Raw genomic sequence first — 23,024 nt, forward strand, 5'->3', positions numbered from 1 at the left:
CCGGTCTGTCCCCGCTGCGGCTGCATGGCGGCAACCCTAAACTAAGGATTCGGCTGGTGAAACGAATGGAGAATGAAGCGGCAGGAGCACGGAACAGGTATGCCGGAGGCCGGGCGGGACGCAAGAGCCGTTATTACCGCAATAATCTCATTATTGTGCTGATCGTCTCGTCCATTCCCGGGCTGATCATTGGACTGCTGGTTTACTTTATGGCCGGGGGAAGTTTGGAAAAGGAGCTGCTCCGGATGCATAACCGGCAGATTGAGCAGCGGGCGGACAACATTAATGATCAATTGTCCAATCTGGAGCTGATGCTGGCCCATTGGGCGTTCGATCCGAAGTTCGACTACGGACTGAGCAACATGGATTTCACCCGGAATCATGAACGGGCCTGGGATATTACCAAGACGCTGGTAGTCATGCAGGGTTCCAATTCCATGGTGCGGCAGGTTGAACTGTATTTGGCCGGTAATCAGCCGGTACGCTTCGGAACGGAGTACGGGACGTTGTCTGCGGAGGAGGAAGTGCTGTACGGGAAGCTGCTGAAGCAGGAGCGGAGCACGTACTGGACGGAATGGGCTTTTGATCCGGTGAACCCGGAGCAGAAGGAACTGACGCTGGTGCACCATATCCCCGGCGGCAGCAGGGAGCCCTTCGGGGCGCTGCTGCTGCGGATGGATACAGAGAAGGTATCCGCGATGCTGCGGACCATGACCCCGTACAACACGGGGGAGGTGTTCATGGAGCAGAAATCCGGCGGACTGTTCATCTCGGGGGGCGGGATGGATGCGCCCACGCCGCTGGTTACGGCGCTGCGGACGGCGATTACAGCCAAAGGCAGCCAGGATAGCGGATCCTTTTTGTATGACTGGAATGGGGTTACTTATGCGGTGACCTATGGTGATTTCTCGCGGATTGCCAGTGAATGGCGGTATGTGTCGGCTTCTCCGATCTCCAGCGTAACCTCTCCAGTGGTCTGGCTGTCCCGGATGATTATCCTGGTCAGCTTGTGCGCCTTGCTGCTGGCGGCGGTCCTGTCCTGGATTGCTTCCCGCAGAATCTATTCGCCGGTCCGCCGCCTGCTTCAGACGCTGCTCCCTGAGCATGCGGCCTCCGGGGACCGGGTGGATGAGCTGACGCTGATCGAGCGGCACTGGCAGAACCTGCACGGACAGCAGCATGCTCTCCAGTACACGCTCTCGGAGCAGCTTCCGCATGTGCAGCAGAGCTTCCTGCACCAGCTGTTCCAGGGGTATCTGTATGCCTATTCCGAACAGGATCTTCAGAGCCGGATGAAGCAGTATAAGTGGGAAGTGGAGAACTGTACGTTCGTGGTGCTGTATATCCAATTGACCGGCATCTCCAGCCTGGAGGCCAAGTTCCGCAGCGGCGACGAGAGTCTGGTGTCGTTCGCGGCCGTCAATATTACCTTGGAGCTTGCCCGTGAGCATTTCGGCCGGGCGGAGACGGTCAATCTGCATGACCTTACCTCCGGTATGCTGCTGATGGAACCGGGAAGCGGCCCTGATCCGGCCCGCGTGGGCGCCTTCGGTGAAGAGCTGGCGGCTACCTTGAGCCGGATGCTTAAGCTGCAGGCCACGGTGGCGTACAGTGCAAGGATCGGGAGCATCTCCGCGATTCCGCGGGCGTTCGAGGCGGCGAAGCAGGCGGCCAGCCACAGCAGGTACGGAGGCGGGAACCAAATCATCAGCCTGGAGCAGCTGGAGCGGGAGGGGCAGGGCGCCCCATTGCCGCAGTATTCCTTCGCGCTGGAGCGCGGGCTGATTCAGGCGCTGCGGACCGGAGAAGCAGAGGAGGCGGACCGGCTGCTGGAGGAATTCCTGGAGACGCTCTCCGCGGGCGGCGCGAAGGTGATCGACGTACAGCAGGGCATGCTGCATCTGCTCGGCGCGATCCTTCATGCGGTGCTGGAGGCCGGGATGGCCCAGAGCGAGCTGCTGCGCGGCAGGAATCTGTATGCGAGCCTCTCGCAGATCCATGAGCCGGGCCTGATTCTCTCCTGGTTCCGCACGCAGGTGACTGCCCCCTTCCTGAAGGAGCTGTGTGAACGGTCGGACGCCGGGATCAGACGGACGATCGACCAGGCGATGCTGTACATTCAGCAGCATTATATGGACAATATCTCGCTGGACAGCTGTGCGGATTATACAGGCACCAGCCCTTTTCTGCTCAGCAAGTCGTTCAAGCGGGTCACCGGGCAGAATTTCATCGATTATGTAACGGAACTGCGGCTCACCAAGGCGAAGGAGCTGCTGCGGGACACAGATCTTAAGATGAACGATGTCGCCTTGCAGGTCGGCTATCAGCAGAGCTATTTCAACCGGATTTTCAAAAAACAGGAGGACATCACTCCGACACGTTACCGTGAGCTGAGCCGGCAGGAGGGGGAGAAGGAGAACGGGACCCGGTAAGCGGGGACCGGCTCCAGAATGACTGCGGCTCACTTCCCGTGATCCCGGTGTCCGCAGGCCTCCTGCTCCGGGAACGGTTCATTCGTCCGGGTGATGTCCCATCTAGGAGATGACAGAAGATGACCTCTTTATCCTCAGCCCTGCCAGTCCAGCTACGGTGGCTGAACCCGCCTGCTATGGCTACGGGAGTGACCTGGGGGGTTCCCTGGTCCAAGGGCGATCTGAAGCGCGGCGAACTGGCCGCGTTATATCTTGGAGGCGCGGATGACGGTTCCCGTCTGCCGCTGCAGAGCCGCCCGGCTGCGTATTGGCCGGACGGCAGCATCAAATGGTCTTTGCATTCTGCCGTATGCCCTGAAGGGAGTACGGCAGGATACACGCTGGAACGCTCTGCCGGGCAGAACACTGTGCCAGCAGCCTTCGAGGTATCCGTGAAAGAGACGGAGGAGTCTTATATCGTCGATACCGGCAGCATTCGTTGCACCGTGGTCAAGCATGGCCCGGGTGTGATCTCGCGGATCATCCGCCGGGACACGGCGGAATCCGGGAGACCGGACGGCGATCATGGATATTATGGAGCTGCGGAGGCGTGGTTGGGATTAGGCTCGGGTAAGATGGTGTGCAGCGGAAGCGAGCTGGTCTGTCTCCGCGAGCAGCGGGACATCCTCAGCGGGGAGCTGACGCTGCGGCAGGAGCGGTTCACCGGAGTGACGCTGAAGGCCAGTCTGGAGGAGCGGGGACCGGTGCGTGCCGTGATCCGGCTGGACGGGCGGCATAGAAGCACAAAGGGAGCCAGGGAATGGCTTCCTTATACTTTGCGGCTCTATTTCTATGCCGGGCTTGCGTCCATCCGGCTGGTGCATACCTTCCATTATGACGGCAACCCGCAGCAGGATTTCATCAAGGGGCTGGGCCTGCTGTTCAAGGTGCCGCTCAGCGGTCCGCTGTACAACCGTCATGTCCGGCTGGCGGGCAGCGGGGGAATCTTCAGCGAATCCCCCAAGACGCTCCAGACCCGCAGAACCCGGGGCAAATATGCCGGGATGTTCGCCGGGCAGCTCGAAGGGCAGAGCCAGCACTTCGATCCCGTGGAGGATGCCTATTTCACCAGCCTGCTTCAGGATTCTGCGGTATGGAATGACTTCCGGCTGGTGCAGTCTTCCTCCGAGCATTATGCCGTTCACAAGCGTACAGGGCCGGATTGCACCTGGATTAAGGGCGCTGAAGGCCGGAGGGCCGGAGGGCTGGGTTATATCGGCTGTGACAGCGGAGGCTTGGCTGCCGGAGTGAAGGATTTCTGGCAGAAGTACCCGTCCGGGCTGGAGATCAGCGGTACCTCCGGCGCGGAAGCGGCGTTAACCGTCTGGTTCTGGACGCCGGAAGCTCCGGCAATGGACCTGCGGCACTATGATACGAAGACGCATGTCGAGTCCTCCTATGAAGGCGCGGAGGAGCTGCGGGCCACCCCTTACGGCATCGCCAATACGAATGAACTGACCTTGTGGTGTACCACGCGGACACCGGATTCTGCGCGGCTTCAGCAGATGCAGCAGCAGGCGGATGAAACGCCGCTGCTGGTTTGTGAGCCCGAGTATTACCACCGCAGCCGGGCGTTTGGACTGTGGAGCCTGCCGGACCGGAGCACGCCGGCCAAGGCATACCTGGAGGACCGGCTGGACGGGATCACCCGTTTTTACCAGAAGGAGATTGAGCAGCGGAAGTGGTACGGCCTGTGGGATTACGGCGACTTCATGCACAGCTATGATCCGGTCCGCCATGTCTGGAATTATGATCTGGGCGGCTGTGCCTGGCAGAATGCCGAGTTGGTGCCGAATATGTGGCTGTGGGTGAGCTTCCTGCGGACCGGACGCGCGGATATTTACCGGATGGCCGAAGCAATGACCCGGCATACCAGCGAGGTGGATATGTATCATTTCGGAGAATATGCGGGCCTTGGCTCCCGGCATAATGTCGTGCATTGGGGCTGCGGCTGTAAGGAAGCGCGGATTGCTATGGCGGGTCTGCACCGCTACTACTATTATCTAACCGGTGATGAGCGGACCGGCGACATCATGGACAGTGTGAAGGATGCGGATTATTCCACGGTGAATCTGGACCCGATGCGGGCATATTTTCCGAAGGACGAATTCAAGACCCATGTGCGGGTGGGACCGGACTGGGCGGCGTTCAGCTCCAATTGGATGACCCGCTGGGAACGTTATGAGGATACGGCCTACCGCGACAAAATCCTCACAGGCATCGACCGCATCAAAGCGGCCAATCTGCGGCTGATCTCCGGCCCAACCTATGGATACGACCCCGCAACGGGAATTCTCAGCCCAATGGGCGATGACAACTGGGGGCGGCATCTGGCGATCTGCATGGGTGGTCCGCAGGTGTGGTTCGAGCTGGCGATGATGCTGGAGGACCCGGAGTGGGAGGACATGCTGGCGGAGTTCGGTGTCTTCTATAACTTGCCTGAGGAAGAACAGTTGCGTAGATCCGGGGGCGCGATTACAGGCAAGCAGCGGTTTGAGCATCCGGTGCTTAGCGTGGCTATTGCCGCCTATGGCGCATGGGTCAAGGATGACCGGGCTACGGCGGAACGTTGCTGGAGCATATTGTTTGAGAATCCGTTCGGGAAGCTCCGGCTGGAGGAGGAACTGAAGCGGGTTACGTATACGGAAGCGCTGGATGAAGTGGACTGGATGAATACGAATGAGGCCTCACAGTGGTCGCTGAATACGATTATTGCGCTGGAGCTGATCGCTGAAGCTCTGCCTGCACGGGAAGGAGTGTCGGGAGCGGGTGATGCAGCTAGTGCCTTAGCTAATGTGGAAGATGGCGGAAGTGCTGGGGATGGTGCGTGAGCTGGTGAGGAGGCTGGTTCAGGAACTGGTTCAGAATCTGGGATTAGTGCGAGGGCTGGTGCCAGAGTTGACAAGCGTGCGGGTGCCGGGAAAGGAGATGTGGTTCAATGACTACGCAGCAGGCTGATGCAGGCATTCCTGAGGGCTGGCGGGAGATCTACCGTAATAAGCTGGAGGGTCCCGCCCAGTTGGAAGGCTTCCGGATGGAAGGCGATGGTGCAGTTACTTTTCCGCAGGGGCGGCTGCGGCTGGAGAGCACCCGGGGGGCTGAGGAAGGACAGAAGGCGAATGTGGTTTTCTGGTGCCCTGAGGTGTTTCCGGCGGAGCTTGCCGTCTCCTGGAGATTCCGTCCGCTGCGGGAGCCGGGGCTGGCCATTCTGTTCTTCGCGGCTGCCGGTGCCGGGGGCAAGGATCTGTTCGACCCGTCCCTGCCGGTCCGCACGGGCGAATATGACCAGTACCATCATGGGGAGATGGATGCCTATCATATCTCGTATTTTCGCCGGATGTGGGAGGAGGAGCGGGCTTTTCATACCTGTAATCTGCGCAAAAGCTACGGCTTCCACCTTGTCGCCCAAGGAGCCGATCCGCTCCCGGATACCTCCGATATGACTGAGGCCTACCGGATGCTGATGGTGAAGCGGGGGACTGCTGTAACTTTCACAATTAATGAATTGCCGGTGCTGCACTGGGTGGATGACGGCTCGTCCTTCGGTCCGCTGCTCGGCGCAGGCCGACTAGGCTTCCGCCAGATGGCCCCGCTGATTGCGGAATATAGCGATCTGATTGTCTATGCTCCGTGAGGATCGCTGGCTGGGCGGATGAACATATGCGTCCCTCTTAGGGACGGACGATTTTATTCGAAGGAGGCTTAACTGCAATGCCGGGAGTGTATTACTGCTATCCGCAAGGCCGTCATAAGGCGCTGACCATGAGCTATGATGACGGACGGCGGGCGGATGAACGGCTGGTCGGCCTGTTCAATCAGTATGGAATCAAGGGCAGCTTCCATCTGAATTCGGGGCTGCTTGGCGAAGGAGACCGCATCAGGGCGGACGAGGTTGCGGCTCTCTACCACGGACATGAGGTCAGCGTGCATACGCGGAGCCATCCGACGCTGGCGCGCTGCCCGCAGGAGCTGGTCGTGGAGGAGATTATGGAGGACCGCAGGGTGCTGGAAGGGCTGGTCCGCCAGCCTGTGCGCGGTATGTCTTACCCGAACGGCTCCTATACGCAGGAGATCAAGGCGCTGCTGCCGCACCTGGGCATTGAGTATGCCCGCACAGTGCAGTCTACCGGCGGGTTCGCCCTCCCGGAGGACTGGCTGGAGTGGCAGGCGACCTGTCATCATAACCGGGAGCTGCTGGCTCACGCGGAGACTTTTGTGGGGCTGCATAAGCGGCAGTATCTGTACCTGATGTATGTGTGGGGACATAGCTACGAGTTCGACAATGACAACAACTGGGAGCTGATGGAGCGCTTCTGCGCCATGGCGGGCGGACGCGGCGACATCTGGTATGCAACGAATCTGGAGCTGGTGCATTACATGAAGGCTTGCCGGGGGCTGCTGTTCTCGGCGGCAAGGGACTGGGTCTATAATCCGGGAGCGGCTGCTGTCTGGCTGGAGATTGACGGTACGATAGTCGAGGTGCCCGGGGGACAGACTGTGGATCTAGGCTGATACAGAACAGGGATAGAGTGAAGGAGGATGTATTGTGAATCATAAGGATCATAGTCAAAAGCTGCACCGGCTGGCCGGGCTGGATATCTCTGCCGCCGGTCCAAGATGTAAAATGCTGCTCGGCGATCTGGACGGGGACGGCCGGGCTGAACTGCTGCTGGTGCAGCCGGATAACCGCCAGGATGTACGTTATATTCCGCATCAGGTGCAGTGCCTGACGGCTTATAATCTCGATGGCCGTCTGCTGTGGCAGACGGGAAAGCCGGATTCGAACGCAGGCAGCCAAGGCTCCGATTATCCGGCCCAGATTGCCGATATCGATGGTGACGGGGCGCTGGAGGTGCTGTGTGTGATGAAGGATCAGCTGCATATTCTGGAGGGGGCGACGGGCAAAGTCAAAGCGGTTCATCCGCTGCCGGCGAAGGAGGCTCATGACTGCATCATTATTGCCAACCTGTCAGGCGGCAGCTATCCTTCCGACATTATTCTCAAAGACCGCTACCATCAGCTGTGGGCGCTGGATCGGGACTTCCGGCTGCTCTGGACCCATCAGGGCAATGTAGGGCATTATCCGTGGGTGTACGATCTGGACGGTGACGGGCGCGATGAGGTGATGGCCGGATATGATCTGCTGAGTGCGGAGGGCAAGCGGCTATGGAGCTGCAAGGATCTGGACGATCATGCCGACTGTCTGTGGGTGGGCGATGTGAATGGAGACGGGGTACCGGAGCTGGTCATCGGCGGTAGTGTGACGGTGATGTACGACCGTAACGGGCATGAGCTATGGCGGTATGAAGGCTCAGTCGAGTCGCAGCATCTGGCGCTTGGGCGGTTCCGCCCGGACCTGCCCGGCCTGCAGATTGCGGGCCTTGACCGTCTGGTCCGCGAGGACGACGGCAAGGGTCTTCGGGGCAAGGACGCTATGTTCCTGCTGGACCAATCCGGCCGGGAGCTGTGGAAGGAAGAGCGTACCACTGACGGCTGGCTGACCATTGTCGAAGCCGTCAGCCGGTTCTGGCCGGATGCACCCGACTATATTCTGGCGTACCGCCGTGGGGAAGCCGTGCTTCCCGCACTGTATGACGGCTATATGAATATCGTTGTCGAGTTCACCGAGCAGGGCTACGCCGTACACGGGGATCTGCTGGGCAGCGGAACCGAGCAGGTCATTATTTATACGGATGAGCTGGCCGCTGTCTATGCCGGTGAAGCTCTTCCGCTGCAAGCGGTCTATCCCGGGCAGCAACTGCCCCAGCCCAAACGGCTGTACAGCTCCACCCTGTACCCCGGCGGTGAGGTGGCGTTGTGATGGGGGGCAGGGACGAGAATGCAGCGGTGAGTGCAGAGGAAGGGCATGACGTGAAGGGTGATGCCGAGCAGGCCAATGTTCCCGCCTACTTTCATCCGCGTCATTCCATCGTCCGCACAGCCGGAGAGCATACGGAAGCGATGCTTGCCATCATAGCGAATCGCTATATTGGTGCAAATCCGCCGCAGCCTCCGGTCTACCGCGTTCATCTGGAGAACAGCTTCCCGCGCCTGCCGGATTGCCGGTATGAGATGAATCTGAAAGAACGGCTGCCTGAGCTGCGGGACGGGGAATTTGTCTATGCCTGGGGGAAGCTGTGGAGCGATGCAGACTGCGAAATCCCGCTCGCGCTCAGCTGCTTCGGTCCGGTGACAGTCTATGTCAACGGCATTGCCGTGTTCGCGTCCAATCTGAACGATGATGTGTTCCCGGACCGCAAGGCATTCTTTCGTACCGGGCTGAAGGCAGGCTGGAATCAGTTCCTGCTGGAGTGTACCGCCGTCGGCACCGGCTGCGGCGGGATTTTTGGCACCGGGAGCGTGAAGGGGGCTCCGCTGCATTTTCTGGCCCCGACTGCGGAGCGCAGCGGCTGCGAGGGCTGGATCTACAGCGCGCCGCAGCAGAGCAGATGGACGCTGCAGCCGGAGGGCGGCGGCGCTTCTGAGGGAGAGGCTGCGGCGCACCGCGCGGAGCCTTCGCAGCGCGGAAGTGTGCGCTGCGGCGAAGCCGCGGAGGCCGCCGAAGCTGCGCTGGCGGCCCGCTGTGCCTGGTATCCGGCGGCCGGATGGCCGGATACCAAGGCACAGGGCGGGAACCTCGCGCGCGTGCTCGGCGCGGTGCCCGGCGCGAAGGCGCTGGCCTGGAGCCGGCTGGCGGTGAGTGCGCCGGGCGGAATGAACGTCCGGCTGGTCCTCCGCAGCCGGGATGTAGCGGCACTCAAGGTCTGCGTGGATGGCAGGCTTGCCGCCATCCAGCCCGAAGCGAGTGCCGGCCTTGAGTGTGTGCTGCCGCTGAGCTTCGGCAGCCATGACCTGCTGGTCGAGGCCGTGTGCGGCGGCCCCGGGTGGGGCTTCCGCCTGGAAGCGGCGGAGGCTGGGAACACAGCAGAGGTGCAGGTGGAAGCGGAGTGTAGCGCGGCTCTTGCGGAAGCTTCACCCTGCTGCTCTCCGCAGGGAACCTTGAACAAGGGAGCTGGCGCCAGTGGAGTCCACGGCACAGTGAAGCTGGTGAGTCCTTTCCCGGTGGAAGGGCAGACCGGGCCATGGCTGTACCTGGGTCCGTTTCTGCAATCGGCGGCACCGCAGCCTGCGGAAGCGGCTTCTATGGATGCTCCCTTCGGTGAAGGGGCGGAGGAATGCTTTTGGCGGGTGGACCGTCCTGGTGGCGCAGTCAGGCCCTATCTGGAGAGTGCGCTGTACGGACGCTGGAATTATCCGCTGGGGGTGACCCTCTATGGTCTGCTGCGTACCGGTCAGGCTCTGGGCGATCCTCATTATTCCGCATATACCAGAGGACATATTGAGCAGTGTACCCGGCTCCATGCTTATTCGCTATGGGACCGCAGCCGCTATGGTGCTCCGGGTATTAACCAGCAATTGGCGCTCATGGACTCACTGGATGACTGCGGCTCCTTCGGTGCGGTGATGCTCGCCGCTCATGCCGAACAGCCGCTGCATGGAGCGTCCGAAACAGCGGCGTATATCGCCCGGTATATTCAAAATACGCAGTCCCGCGATGAGGAGGGGGCGCTCTACCGTACACGGGGCACCACCGACTTCATGCAGGGAACGATGTGGTGCGATGATCTATATATGAGCACTCCGTTCCTGAGCCGGTATTATCTGTTGACGGGCGATCCCGCTTATCTGGATGATGCAGTGTCACAGTTTCTCCATTACCGTAATCGGCTGTTCCAGCCGGAGCTTGGCATTATGTATCATGTGTATGATTACAAATTCAGCAAGCCGAACGGGGTAGCCTGGGGAAGAGGCAATGGCTGGGTACTGTTCTCGCTGACTGAGCTGCTGGAGGTACTGCCGGAGCAGCATCCGCAGCGGGAAGAACTGCTGGATTATTACCGGCTGTTGTGCGAAGGTTATTTACGGCTGCAGGATGCGGAAGGATTATGGCATCAGGTTCTGACCGATCCCGAAGCTTATGCGGAGGCATCGTGTTCTTCGATGTTCGTATATGCTTTTGCGCGCGGTGTGCGCAGAGGTTGGCTGCCAGAGCCGTATCCATATGCCGATGCAGCGCTGCGCGGCTGGACGGCACTGGCCGAATACTGCATCGACCATCAGGGGAACGTCTATGGCGTCTGCCGGGGATCGGGGTATTCCTTCAACAAACTGTATTACAAGGAACAGCTCACCTGGCAGCTCAACGATACTCACGGAATCGGCATTGTGCTGCTGGCCGGTATTGAAGCGCTTGAGCTTAGGCGGGAACTGGAGGCGCAGCACATGTAAGAGTTGTAGTGTAATAGTGCTGCTGAAAAAAGTAATTTATCAATCAGAGGCTGTTACTACTCATGCAGAGTTATCTTCAATCTGCTTGAGTACGACAGCCTCTTCTTCATGTAGCCGTATAGCCGCAGAACCCGGGAATCGCGCGTATACAGAATACAGCGAAATGAAAGGGATAAATCCCATTGATTCCGCTGAAAATGGACGGTGAGCGAAAATGAGAGGAATAAATCCCTCTGAGCCGTCAGAATGAAGAGCACAAATGCCCCTGAATCCCCTATATCCACGCAAAAAACCGCAGGCGGAAATTCGCTTCCTGCGGTTTTTTTTGCGCGGAGTGCCTTACGGGTATGTAGCACAGGCAGGCTGTGCGGTTAATCCTTATCGATCAGCTCCAGCTTTTCAAGGATCTTAAGGGTGGTAACGGCGGACAGTTGCACAGCTAGTTGAATGCTGGCTTGGCTGTTTCCGCTCTGCTCCAAGGCAGCTTGATTCTCGGATAACACTTCTTCCGTCACCTGCTGGATCAGACTTTTAACGATCTCATTGTTCATAATAGGCTCCTCCTTCCGAATGTAAATACTCTCATTCTATATTTCGGCCGGACCCAGGATTTTACTTAGGGAGCAGGGAATGTTATCCGGTAATCTGAACGAATTCCACTCTTATCACAGACTTGAAGCGGAATCTGTAGTAAACTGGAAGGAATGTATAGTACGCCTGCAATTATTCTACAGAAAAGAATGTGATCAATGTATGCAGCTTCAAGCTCCTCAACCGGCCAAGAAATGGCTGGAAAAATATCTGTCCGGAGACAGCATGGATTACCGGCAAATTATCGCCTTGTTTCTGCCTATTCTCATTGACCAGGCCTTCATTATCGGGCTGAATCTGGTCAACACTGCGATGATCAGCTCGTCGGGTATGGCGGCAGTCAGTGCGGTGAATATGGTGGATTCCCTGAATATTTTTCTGATCAATGTATTTGTGGCGATTGCGACCGGGGGGACGGTGGTGGTTGCGCAGTATAAAGGAAGCGGGAATGACAGCATGGTCTCCCAGGCCACGGCCGGATCGGTTACCTCGGTCTCGCTGCTTGCGGTGGGAATCGGTCTGCTGCTGATGTCCTTCCATACGCCAATTCTGAATTTGCTGTTCGGGACGGCCTCCGCCGATGTGCTGGACAATGCCCGGGTCTATATGATCGGCAGCAGCATTTCGTATCTGGGGATTGCCGTGGTTCAGGCTGTATGCGGTGCGCTGCGGGGCGTGGGCCGGACGCGGGCTTCGCTGATGCTGTCGCTGATTATGAACGTGTTGTATGTTATCCTCAACGTTGTCTTCATTAACCTGCTGGACATGGGTGTGCTGGGCATGACACTTGCGGTCAATATTGCTCGTTATGTGGGGATGGCCTGTGCCTTGATCTATCTGTTCAAGTTCGATTCGGTGCTGCGTGTGCAGTTCCGCGACCTGTTCCATGTTCCGCTTATGATGCTGCGCAAAATCATGTTCATCGGCGTACCGTTCGCCGCAGAGCAGATGTTCTTCAACGGCGGCAAGCTGCTGACGCAGATCTTCATTGTCAGTCTGGGTACGTATGCCATCGCCACCAATGCGATTGCCGGATCGCTGGCGATGGTCTTTCAGATTCCGGCCAGTGCACTGTCGCTGACGATTGTAACCGTGGTCGGCCAGTGTATCGGACGGGGGGATGTAGCGGATGCCCGGAAGTTCATCAAGTCCTTCCTGTGGATCGGTTCCGCCTCTTACGCCCTGGTGGCCTTGATCCTGATGCCGCTGTTCCACCCGCTTGTCTCTATTTTCTCCCCGCCTGCGGAGATTATCGATGATCTGTTCGTGGTGCTGCTGGTCAATGCGATTGCCCAGATTCCGCTCTGGGCCTTCAGCTTCATTCTGCCGTCCGCGCTGCGGGCAGCGGGAGACTCCCGCTTCACCTCGATCGCTTCGATGCTGACGATGTGGCTGTTCCGGGTGGTCTTCGGCTATATTCTCGGGATCGTGCTGGGCTATGGAGTGCTGGGTGTATGGCTGGCGATGAACTGCGAATGGGCAGTGCGCGGAGCGGTATTCCTCTGGCGCTTCCGGGGCAAGAAGTGGTATGCGCACAAGCTGATATAGATACTGCCGGTTAGAAGACTCCTTATTCAGGGGTCTTCTTTGCTATGCAGTCACTCGGAATCATCAATAAAAAGCACGGTACAACCTTTAGTTTCAGGTAAGACGCACTTTGGTCCGTATGCTACGATTTGGGTGGTGAAGGGGGAGGCTTCCACATTAGCTGTAAGCGCTTAACTCATTGAAACCCAAATTCATACAGAGGAGTGCAACGCATGAAGAGAATAATCAAGCAAGTCTCTCTGGTGCTGCTGGCAGCCCTTCTGCTTCTTCCGGCAGGCGGATATCTTCCGGCTGCTCAGGCAGCCGAGGCACAGACCACGGTATATCACGAAACGTTTGCGAATGGCGCAGGTAAGGCAGTTCAGTCGGGAGGCGCCAAGCTGGAGGCGGTTAAGGGCGTTGTTTTTGACGGAAATAGCGATGGGGCAGCGCTGCACGTAAGCAACCGGAAGGATAGCTGGGATGCGGCTGATTTCAACCTCTCGGATATGGGCATGAAGAAGGGCAGCACCTATACCGTAACAGCGGTGGTCTATGTGGATGGCAGCGTAACTGTGCCGAAGGACGCACAGGCAGTGATGCTGACACTGGACGGTTATGGCAATTACGCCGGTGGCGAATATCATGCGGGTCAAGCCGTGACCTTGACCAAGACCTTTACGGTGGACGCGGAGCAGAAGCTGCGCATCCAGTCAGACGATAAGGGAGCCACAGTACCCTTCTACCTTGGCGATCTTCTGATAACGACAGAGTCTACTCCGGGCGGCGGGGAAGAGCCTGTGCGTGAACCGGCTTTGCCGTTCAGCAAGGTTACTTTTGAAGATCAGGAATTGGGCGGCTTCACCGGCAGAGCCGGAACCGAGACGCTGACCGTAACGAATGAAGCGAATCATACTGAGGGCGGTTCATATTCCCTGAAGGTCGAGGGCAGAAACAATACCTGGCACGGCCCATCCCTGCGTGTGGAGAAGTACGTGGACAAGGGCAGTGAATATACCCTGTCTGCCTGGGTGAAGCTGATCGAACCGGCTAGCGCACAGCTCCAGCTGTCTACACAAGTAGGCACAGACAGCAGTGCAAGTTATGTGACCCTGTCCCCTAAGACGATCAGTACGGCTGACGGCTGGGTGAAATATGAGGGCAGCTACCGCTATAACAGCGTGGGCGGCGAATATCTGACCCTGTACATTGAGAGTTCCAATAATGCAACCGCTTCCTTTTATATCGATGATATTAATTTCGAGCATACTGGTACCGCTCCGGTGGATATTCAGAGAGATCTGACTCCGCTAAAAACAGCCTATCAAAATGACTTCCTGATCGGCAACGCGCTATCCGCCGAGGATCTGGAAGGCGTACGGCTGGACCTGCTGAAGATGCATCACAATGTTGCTACCGCAGGCAATGCCATGAAGCCGGATGCGCTTCAGCCAACCAAGGGCAATTTCACTTTTACAGCGGCAGATGCGATGGTAAATAAGGTGCTTGCCGAAGGCATGAAGATGCACGGGCATGTGCTGGTATGGTATCAGCAGTCGCCTGACTGGATGAACTTGACCACGGATGCAGCAGGCCTTAGCGTTCCGCTGGGGCGTGACGAAGCACTCGCTAACCTGAGAGCGCACATCAAGGGAGTTATGGAGCATTTCGGAGACCGGGTCATCTCCTGGGATGTAGTCAACGAGGCAATGAACGATAACCCGTCCAATCCGAATAACTGGCAAGCGGCGCTGCGTAAGGCTCCGTGGTATGAAGCCATCGGTCCGGATTATCTGGAGCAGGCATTCCTGGCGGCCAGAGAGGTGCTGGACCAGCATCCGGAATGGGATATCAAGCTGTATTACAATGATTACAATGACGATAACCAGAACAAGGCCCAGGCCATCTACAGTATGGTCAAGGAACTGAATGACAAGTACGCGCTGACCCATCCCGGCAAGCTGTTGATTGATGGTGTGGGGATGCAGGCGCACTACAATATCAATACGAATCCAGATAACGTCAAGCTATCGCTGGAGAGGTTCATCTCCCTTGGCGTAGAGGTCAGTATTACCGAACTGGATATTCAGGCCGGCAGCCAGAATACGCAGACAGAGAAGGAACGGATTGCTCAAGGCTATCTGTATGCGAGGCTGATGGATCTCTACAAGGCCCATGCCGACCATATTGCGCGGGTAACCTTCTGGGGCATGGATGACCGCACAAGCTGGAGAGCGGAGTCAAGCCCGCTGCTGTTCGACAGGGATCTGCAGGCGAAGCCGGCTTACTACGCGGTCATTGATCCGGCCAAATTCATGGCTGAGCATGAGCCGAATACGGCAGAAGCCAACGTGTCAGAGGCAGTCTACGGCACGCCGGTTATTGACGGAACAGCGGATGGAATCTGGGCCTCTGCGCCTGAGATGGCTGTGAACCGTTATCAGATGGCTTGGCAGGGCGCAAGCGGAACCGCACGTACCCTATGGGATGACCAGAATCTGTATGTGCTGGTCCAGGTAAGTGATGCTGGGCTGGATAAGAGTAATGTGAATGCATGGGAGCAGGACTCTGTAGAGATTTTCCTGGATGAAAATTTCGGCCGCACGACCTTCTATGAGAGCGATGACGGACAATACCGGGTCAATTACGACAATGAAGCCTCATTCAGTCCGGCAGCCATTGGTGCAGGCTTCGAGTCGGCAACCAAGATAGCCGGAACTAACTATACGCTTGAAATGAAGCTTCCGTTCAAAACAATCATGCCAGCCGGCGGAACCAAGGTCGGCTTCGACACTCAGATCAACGATGCCAAGAACGGCGTCCGGCAAAGTGTGGCCGCCTGGAATGATACCACCGGCAACGGCTATCAGGACACCTCCGTCTTCGGCGTGCTGACGCTTAAGGCCAAAGACGGCGCTGAGCCCCCGACGAAGCCGACGCCAACGCCAACGCCGGAACCGGAAGCAACACCTGCACCAACAGCCACACCTGCACCAGTCTCTGGCGGCACCAGCTATAGCAGCAGCACGCCTGCGCCTAAGCCTGCGCAGATTGACAGCAAGGATGGTGTGGTGACGCTCAGACCTGTCGTGAAGACCGAAGGCACAGAGGCGAAGGCCGTAGTTACGGCTGAGCTGTGGCAGCAAGCCCTGAAGCAGGCGGCCCCGGCAGCAGACGGACGGAAGCAGATTATCATCGACCTGGCGAACCAGACAGGTGTGGCCTCCTATGAAGCCCAGTTGCCGCTTCAAGGCCTGAAGACGCAGGAGAAGTTCCTGCTTGTCCTTCAGAACGGCCTTGCTACGCTGTCCATTCCAAGTGAGCAGCTCGCAGGGATTGCAGCAACCACTGAATATGTTAGCATCCGGGTCAAGCATTCCACAGCCGAAGGCCTGGATGCCACTGCTCTCCAGCAGACCGGCAGCCGTCCGGTGGTGGAGCTGAGTCTGCTTGCAGGCGGGCAGAAGGTAGCCTTGTCTGGCAGCAGCGAGATGACCGTCTCTATTCCTTACAAAGCGTCAGCAGCAGAGCTTGACAGTCTGGAGTCTCTTCTGGTCCGTTCGCTCACCGGCAACGGCGCATGGTCTGCTGTGGTGAACAGCCGTTATGATGCAGTGAAGGAAGCGCTGGTGTTCCGTACTACAGAGTTCGGTACATTTGCCGCAGCCTTCGCTCCGCCGGCCTTTACAGATCTCGGCAGCCTGTCATGGGCGAAGCAGGCAGCTGCTGCCATGGCTGCGCGCGATATCCTTCCGGACGGCAACAGCTTCATGCCTGCCGCTCCTATGAACAGAGCAGACTTCACAGCCTCGCTGGTGAAGGTGCTGGAGCTTAAGGCTGCTGCTGAAGCAGTTGCAGGCTTCAGCGATGTCCAGAGTAATGCGGCATACAGCAAGGAGCTTGCGGCCGCGAAGCAGCTCGGTATCGTCACAGGCTATGCGGGCAATACCTTCAAGCCAGCGGGCGTCATCACCCGCCAGGAGATGATGGTAATTGCGGCGCGTGCCCTGAAGGCGGCCGGAATCACGGCTGAAGGCAGCGGATCGATAGCATCTTACACCGATGCCGGTCAAATCTCCGCCTATGCCAAGGACAGCGTGTCAGCCTTGCTGAAATACGGCGTAGTGAACGGTAAGAACAATAAGCTTGCTCCGGGGGACACCCTCTCCCGTTCGGAAGCAGCGGTAATTCTGTACCGGATCTGGAAGCTGTAAAGTTACTTCTAATAAGACAGAGAAACAGCCAGCCGCCGGGCAGATTGCCGGTGACTGGCTGTTTGTGGTTGCAGCCGGATTATCGTGCTGCTCCTCCAACTCCAACTTATAATTCGATTCAAAAATCCTGCTTAAACTACAACATTCACTCACATTACAACAACCATTTCTCGTATTGTTGTACAAAAAGCAGGAATATCCTGTCTTGAAGCGGCTTAGCGAAGATAATCCTGCAATTCCTGCAACAATCTCCCGGGAATGCCCCTATCCTAGATGCCGAGTTGCAATACATGCAACATTAGCTCCACAACAAAGAAATTAAGGGCGAATGACTTAAGCCGTAAAACTAATGGACGGGAATGAAGAATTACCGTTTTAACACCAGCGGAAGGTACACCTCGTCCACAATATTGGCGATCGTCTCCTCTGACATGGGTGCGTTATAGAGCATCAGCTCATGGCGGGCCAGATCGGACGGCAAAGTGAGCATTCGGGGGGTTACGGCTTCGGCAGATACTTCTCCCCGCTCAACAGCCCGCTCCAGCAAAATCGACATGGTCCTGTTTTGACGCCCATGGGGGAAAATATAGGAGGCAAGCGGCATATTGCCCATTTCTGCTACAAGTCCGTAGAAAGCATTCAACATGACTTGAATATTATTCTGGTTCATGGCCCGCAGCACCCCGCATACATCATCCCTCAAGTTCCCGTTATCCGGCACTTCCTCCAGCGGCAGGGGCACACGCTCCCGGATAGCAGCAAGCACAAGCTCAGCACGGTTGGCCCACCGGCGGTAGAGTACGGCTTTGCTTGTTCCCGCCCGCTCGGCCACACTATCCATCGTAAGATTGGAATACCCCTGCTCTGTCAACTCTTCCCGTACGGCCTGGAGTATAGCGGCTTCGAGCTCCTTGCCTCTGCGTCTGTTCTTCAATTTATCCTGTTCTTGAGAAGTGGACATACCGGTCTCAACCACCTTTGGAGAATTTCGTTGCGTTTCTTATGAGGATAGTATATCATAGGCTCAATTAAGAAACTTTAAGTTTCTTATTAGCGACCAAAGGGAGATGATCAACTTGCAAAATCAAGCTAAACCAGCACTTGAACCAGCTGAACAGCAGGCAGCAGCCAAGAATTTGATGTGGATTCTTATGCTTGGTATTCTGGCTCCGATCTTCGATACGACGATAACCAATGTGGCGATTGATACGCTGGTCCGGGAATTTAACACCTCGGTATCCATTGTTCAGTGGGTGATGACCGGATATCTGCTGTCGTTTGCGATGGTTATTCCTATAACAGGCTGGGCTGTGGAACGGTTTGGGGGAAGGAAGATGTGGCTATTTTCGCTGAGTCTGTTTTTGCTCGGCTCTGTGCTGTGCAGCATGGCGTGGAACGTGGAGAGCCTGATTATTTTCCGTACCCTTCAAGGGATCGGCGGGGGCTTGCTGATGCCGATTATGCAGACCTTGGCCGTACGTGCCTATGGAGGTCAGAATATGGGCAAAAGAATGGCGACCATAGCTATGCCAGCGCTGCTTGGGCCCATTCTGGGACCGGTGCTGGGAGGACTGATCGTCAATCATCTGAGCTGGCGATGGATCTTTTTTGTCAATATTCCGCTCTGCCTGGCTGCCATAATTGTTGCGTGGAAGGGGCTCCCCAAAGAAGAGCACCATGCCCGGACGCTGCGGCTGGATGTGCCTGGACTGCTGATACTGTCTCCGGCTATCGTGCTTACCCTGTACGGCCTTGGAGAAGTCAGCTCCCACCACGGCTTCGGTCATGCTGCGGTCCTTGTTCCCGTTATAGCAGGTGTGGCGCTTTTAGCAGTATTCGTGATCCATGCCTTCCGCAAGGGAGATGAAGCGTTGATTGATGTCAGGCTGTTCCGGGTACGTTCCTTAACCGTGTCCTCGTCACTGCTGTTTCTATCCGGATTGACGACCTATGGGGCGATGCTGCTGCTGCCGCTATATCTCCAGCAAGTCCGCGGTGAATCTGTGCTTATGTCCGGCCTGCTGCTCGTTCCCCAAGGCATCGGGATGCTGCTGACCAGATCGCTGGCCGGCAAACTGACAGATCAGATCGGATCGAGACCCGTGGTTCTTGTAGGAACGGTCCTTACCATCCTTGGCACTTGGCCGCTGACGCAGCTTGGCGCAGATACGAGTTACTATTTTCTGAGTGCGGTTCTTATCGTGAGGGGGGCTGGATTAGGAGCTGTTTTTCTGCCGGTTATGGCTTCTGCCTATATCGGTCTGTCCTCGAAGCAAATCCCGCACGCCAGCAGCACCACCCGTATTATGCAGCAGATTGGCGGTGCCTTCGGCGTATCAGTTATCGCAATTATTTTACAAAATAAGCTGAATTCCGTCCTGACTCCTGACCCGGCCGCAATGGCCGTTGCCTTCGATCATACGTTTATGTGGACGATTGCCTTCTCGGCTGTGGCGTTAATTCCGGCTGCCTTCCTGCCAAGAATAAGGAAATAGTGCGGCTGGTGCGCAAGTGCAATTATATTTCATTTCCCTGAGATCCATTGTTGCGAATGGTAGAGTGGTGTATCCGTTTATCTGAATTCAAGGTATAATATCGGACAAAGCGCGTAAGGATGACTCTGGAATGTATAGAAAGCGCTATCTTTGCAGGCAGATTGGAGGAATGTGTATATGATCAAGCGGTTTCAAAGAGTTAGCCTGGTGAAACAGATTATCTATCTGAATGTGCTGATGCTAAGCTTTCTGCTAGTATCCTTTCTCATTTCTAATTATATCGCGCAGCGTATTGTCGAGGACAAGGTTACGGAATCCGTTAACAAGCTGATGCTTCAGCTGGAAGCAACCATGAAGAATTTCTATAAAGATATGGATGGTATTTCATACTCCTTGTTGTACAGTCCGACGCTTCAGCAATATCTGAGCACAAACGATGCACTGACACATATTCTTATGGACGATGATATTGTCTCCCAATTTTCAAGTACACTTTCTTTGAAAGAAGACATTAAAGGGATACTGCTCTATAACAACACGGGCAAGCTGATTGCCAATTTAGGGGAAAAGGCGAATATTACACCTAAAAATCAGGCATCTGTCATTGAATATACTACTTCCATATTACCCAACAGCTCCTACTACACGATATCTGTTCCTGTCTATAATCTGCAGAATAATATCAAGTTAAAGGATTACCGGGGAATGTGCGTATTTCTAATGGATGGAGCCCGCTTTAATGAGCTGCTACAGACATCGAAGCAATCCCCCCATTCCAAATTCCTGCTGCTGGACGAGAAGGATGTCATCATTGCGGGAACCGCTCCGCAAAATTACGGCGAAGTTTTTCATTCTGAGAATTACTCTAATCGTCATAAATATCTGGTTCAGGAAGCGGTTCTTAAAAATACCGGCTGGAAGATTATTAGCGTCCTGCCCAAGGCCGAAGTGCTCCAGGATGTGAGTACCATCAAGAACCTTAATATTGCTACCTATATTGTAATCTTTTCCATGCTGCTGCTCTTCCTGGTTGTGTTCTATAATCAGGTATTTAAGCCTGTCAAAGCGCTCCTTGATTTTGTGAAATCCTACACGAAAAAAGGGAAGGACAGAAGGTTCTCAGTGACGTTCAACAACGAAATCGGAGTCCTGGGCAGCCGCTTGAACCAGATGCTCGATGACATCGATCATCTAAGCCGGGATATCCAGGTCGTTCAGCAAAAAGCCTTTGATATAGAGCTGATGAAAAAGAAAATGGAGATATCGGCCTACAGGAATCAGATTAATCCTCACTTTTTGTACAATACCTTAGAATGCATACGTGCGATTGCCCTTTTTCATAAAGCTGAGGATATCGCGGAAATCACCTCTTCTCTATCCAAGATGTTTCGTTATTCCATTAAAGGGGCCGGATTTGTCAGTATAGGTGAAGAGCTGCTCTACCTTCGGGAATATTCGAGAATTATTGATTACCGCTTTAGAGGGAAAATACAAATTCGAGTGGAAGCGGAAGAGCGCCTGCAATCGCTCTACACTCTGAAATTATTACTGCAGCCGATCGTAGAAAATGCAGTTTTTCACGGACTGGAGACAAAGGTCAGCTCTGGATTGGTTACTGTGCAGGTAAACCTGCTGACAGATGAGCTTGTTTGCTTCACAGTCAAAGATGATGGCGTAGGAATGAGCGGGCAACGGCTGGAAGAGGTGAGGGCACAATTAAACCGGTTTGAAGGTCCTGTTGTGATGAATGACGGAGGCGTGGGCATCGGCTTGGCCAATATCTATCGTAGAATAAAGCTGTTCTATGGAGAAAATGCCCAAATGACGATCGAGAGCAAAGTAGACGAAGGGACCACGGTGATCTTGACGGTACCGATCATGGAGGAGCCCGGAGAAACGGAGGGAGAACTATGCTTCAAGTCCTGATTGTTGATGATGAACCTTGGGTAGCGTACGGAATTGCCCACATGATTGACTGGAACAGTCTGGGTTATGAGATTATCGGTGAGGTGTATGACGGTCAGCACGCCTTGGAGATGATTACCGAGCTATTGCCGGATCTGGTCATTTCCGATATTCGTATGCCTGGATTAAGCGGAATTGAATTACTGGAGAGAATAAGAGGGCTGCAGTTAGAGACGAAGGTTATTCTTGTAAGCGGATATACCGATTTTGAATATGCTCAGAAAGCGATCCGTTATGGGGCATTCGACTATCTGGTCAAACAGATTGATGCCATCAAACTGGAAGAGGCTATCCATAGACTTACCGTAGAGATGAATAGAAAACGGGAGGCTTACGAGGAATATAATTTGTTGCTGGGAGATTTATTTGAGTGGCTGAATCCGGCGAACAAATTCACAATCGAGGATTTTCAGGTCAACCAAGAAGTCACCGCAGTGCTTCCGGATTATCGCTTCATATGCTGCCTGTATCCCGCAGACTCCAGTCCTGGAATAGCGGAAGGGAGGCATCAATATCCCCATTTGAGTGTCACCTCCTTACGAACGGGTTATGATAAAATTTCGCTGCTGCTCAATTATGACGAGCATATGGAGCCTTTGGAGCTACTCGATTTTATTACCAATGAATTGTCCGATGCCAGGTATATCGGGATAAGCGGTATAGGGGGAGCTACCACGCCAATCTCCAGGCTGTATCAAGAATCGGAGATTGTGATGTTCAGCGCATGCTTTCATCAAACCGAACAACTCGCGCATTACAAACCGCCTGTTATCTCCACGCTGATTAGAAAATGTCTATTAAAGCTGGAGCAATCCATTAAGGAAAAGGATAACATTCAAGTGGAGGTTCTGCTGGAGCAGATCAGCGAGGAATGCCGCCATTCCCTTATATACATTGATCAGATTGCAATCATCTATAATCAGGTGATCTCCATTATTCATAAGTATCATCATCAATTAAGCCCGGACAATGAGCTGGAATTCTTATCGTATGAACAGATTATTCGAATGTATCATACGCCGGAACAGCTGTTTACCAGAATGAAGTCGTTGCTGGAGCAGTTGAGTGAGCAAGATATCCACGTTTCCAATGAGGCCGTCGAGAAGATTATCGCCTATATCAACAGCAGGTATATGCATGATCTGTCGCTCAGTGAAATCGCCAAAATGTTTCATCTCAGCCTGGGCTACTTAAGCACGTTGATCAAGAAGGAGACGGGAGTCACCTATTCGGAATACATCATGCATAAGCGCTTGAGTATGGCTAAGGAACTACTTGGAGATTCCTCCCTGTCTGTGGCAGAGGTGGTCGAGCAAATTGGCTATAAGGATTATTACCATTTCAATAAGCTGTTTAAGAAGAACTTTGGAATCACGCCTAGCCAATACCGGAAAATATAACGTTGAAAGAAGAACAAAACACCAAAATAGAAAAATTCAGACATCTTCATCCTCATGAATCTGAGCTACGAT

At 55.2% G+C, this 23,024-nt stretch carries 14 protein-coding genes; 12 read left to right on the plus strand and 2 right to left on the minus strand.

What is annotated here, in order from left to right:
- Positions 1 to 65: 65 nt before the first annotated feature.
- The 7 genes from NST69_RS06825 to NST69_RS06855 all read left to right on the plus strand — a co-directional run bounded on the left by NST69_RS06825 (position 66) and on the right by NST69_RS06855 (position 10,760).
- A complete protein-coding gene (locus tag NST69_RS06825; RefSeq protein ID WP_342550102.1) occupies positions 66 to 2,432 on the plus strand; it encodes an AraC family transcriptional regulator in 2,367 nt (788 codons plus the stop codon).
- A 119-nt stretch (positions 2,433 to 2,551) separates the two neighbouring features.
- Entirely contained in the window at positions 2,552 to 5,302 is a 2,751-nt protein-coding gene (locus NST69_RS06830) for a hypothetical protein (RefSeq protein ID WP_342548850.1), read from the plus strand.
- Positions 5,265 to 5,429: a hypothetical protein gene (locus tag NST69_RS06835; protein WP_342548851.1), complete on the plus strand. Its 165-nt coding sequence runs from the start codon at positions 5,265 to 5,267 to the stop codon at positions 5,427 to 5,429. Before NST69_RS06830 ends, NST69_RS06835 begins: the two co-directional genes overlap by 38 nt.
- Entirely contained in the window at positions 5,410 to 6,105 is a 696-nt protein-coding gene (locus NST69_RS06840) for a DUF1961 family protein (RefSeq protein WP_340978982.1), read from the plus strand. The genes NST69_RS06835 and NST69_RS06840 overlap by 20 nt, the downstream gene beginning before the upstream one ends.
- A 77-nt stretch (positions 6,106 to 6,182) precedes the next feature.
- Positions 6,183 to 6,983: a polysaccharide deacetylase family protein gene (locus NST69_RS06845; protein WP_340978983.1), complete on the plus strand. Its 801-nt coding sequence runs from the start codon at positions 6,183 to 6,185 to the stop codon at positions 6,981 to 6,983.
- 112 nt (positions 6,984 to 7,095) lie between these two features.
- Positions 7,096 to 8,292: an FG-GAP-like repeat-containing protein gene (locus NST69_RS06850; protein ID WP_340980816.1), complete on the plus strand. Its 1,197-nt coding sequence runs from the start codon at positions 7,096 to 7,098 to the stop codon at positions 8,290 to 8,292.
- A complete protein-coding gene (locus tag NST69_RS06855) occupies positions 8,292 to 10,760 on the plus strand; it encodes a glycoside hydrolase family 88 protein (RefSeq protein ID WP_340978984.1) in 2,469 nt (822 codons plus the stop codon). Before NST69_RS06850 ends, NST69_RS06855 begins: the two co-directional genes overlap by 1 nt.
- A 371-nt stretch (positions 10,761 to 11,131) precedes the next feature.
- Here NST69_RS06855 and NST69_RS06860 read toward each other — a convergent pair whose 3' ends face one another.
- Positions 11,132 to 11,311 carry a hypothetical protein gene (locus tag NST69_RS06860; protein WP_036722620.1) on the minus strand — a complete coding sequence of 60 codons (180 nt, stop codon included), beginning with the start codon at positions 11,309 to 11,311 and terminating at the stop codon, positions 11,132 to 11,134.
- A gap of 202 nt (positions 11,312 to 11,513) precedes the next feature.
- Between NST69_RS06860 and NST69_RS06865 the strand changes: the two genes are divergently transcribed.
- Together NST69_RS06865 and NST69_RS06870 are read left to right on the plus strand one after the other, a co-directional pair.
- Complete coding sequence (locus tag NST69_RS06865; protein ID WP_340978985.1) at positions 11,514 to 12,899, plus strand: MATE family efflux transporter; 1,386 nt, start codon at positions 11,514 to 11,516, stop codon at positions 12,897 to 12,899.
- Between the two features lie 212 nt (positions 12,900 to 13,111).
- On the plus strand, positions 13,112 to 17,092 hold the full coding sequence (locus NST69_RS06870; protein WP_342548852.1) for an endo-1,4-beta-xylanase: 3,981 nt from the start codon (positions 13,112 to 13,114) through the stop codon (positions 17,090 to 17,092).
- A gap of 367 nt (positions 17,093 to 17,459) precedes the next feature.
- On the opposite strand, the gene NST69_RS06875 is transcribed toward NST69_RS06870, so the two are convergent.
- On the minus strand, positions 17,460 to 18,053 hold the full coding sequence (locus NST69_RS06875) for a TetR/AcrR family transcriptional regulator (protein ID WP_051477801.1): 594 nt from the start codon (positions 18,051 to 18,053) through the stop codon (positions 17,460 to 17,462).
- A 115-nt stretch (positions 18,054 to 18,168) separates the two neighbouring features.
- On the opposite strand from NST69_RS06875, the gene NST69_RS06880 reads away from it, so the two are divergent.
- From NST69_RS06880 to NST69_RS06890, 3 genes are all read left to right on the plus strand, one after another.
- Complete coding sequence (locus NST69_RS06880; protein ID WP_235191752.1) at positions 18,169 to 19,587, plus strand: MDR family MFS transporter; 1,419 nt, start codon at positions 18,169 to 18,171, stop codon at positions 19,585 to 19,587.
- A 177-nt stretch (positions 19,588 to 19,764) separates the two neighbouring features.
- Positions 19,765 to 21,513 (plus strand): histidine kinase, encoded by a 1,749-nt coding sequence (locus NST69_RS06885; protein WP_340954974.1) that lies wholly within the window; start codon positions 19,765 to 19,767, stop codon positions 21,511 to 21,513.
- Positions 21,498 to 22,952 carry a response regulator gene (locus NST69_RS06890; RefSeq protein ID WP_340954973.1) on the plus strand — a complete coding sequence of 485 codons (1,455 nt, stop codon included), beginning with the start codon at positions 21,498 to 21,500 and terminating at the stop codon, positions 22,950 to 22,952. Before NST69_RS06885 ends, NST69_RS06890 begins: the two co-directional genes overlap by 16 nt.
- Positions 22,953 to 23,024: the final 72 nt, after the last annotated feature.

The sequence above is a fragment of the Paenibacillus sp. FSL P2-0089 genome (genome assembly GCF_038595095.1).
Classification (GTDB): domain Bacteria; phylum Bacillota; class Bacilli; order Paenibacillales; family Paenibacillaceae; genus Paenibacillus_AQ; species Paenibacillus_AQ silagei.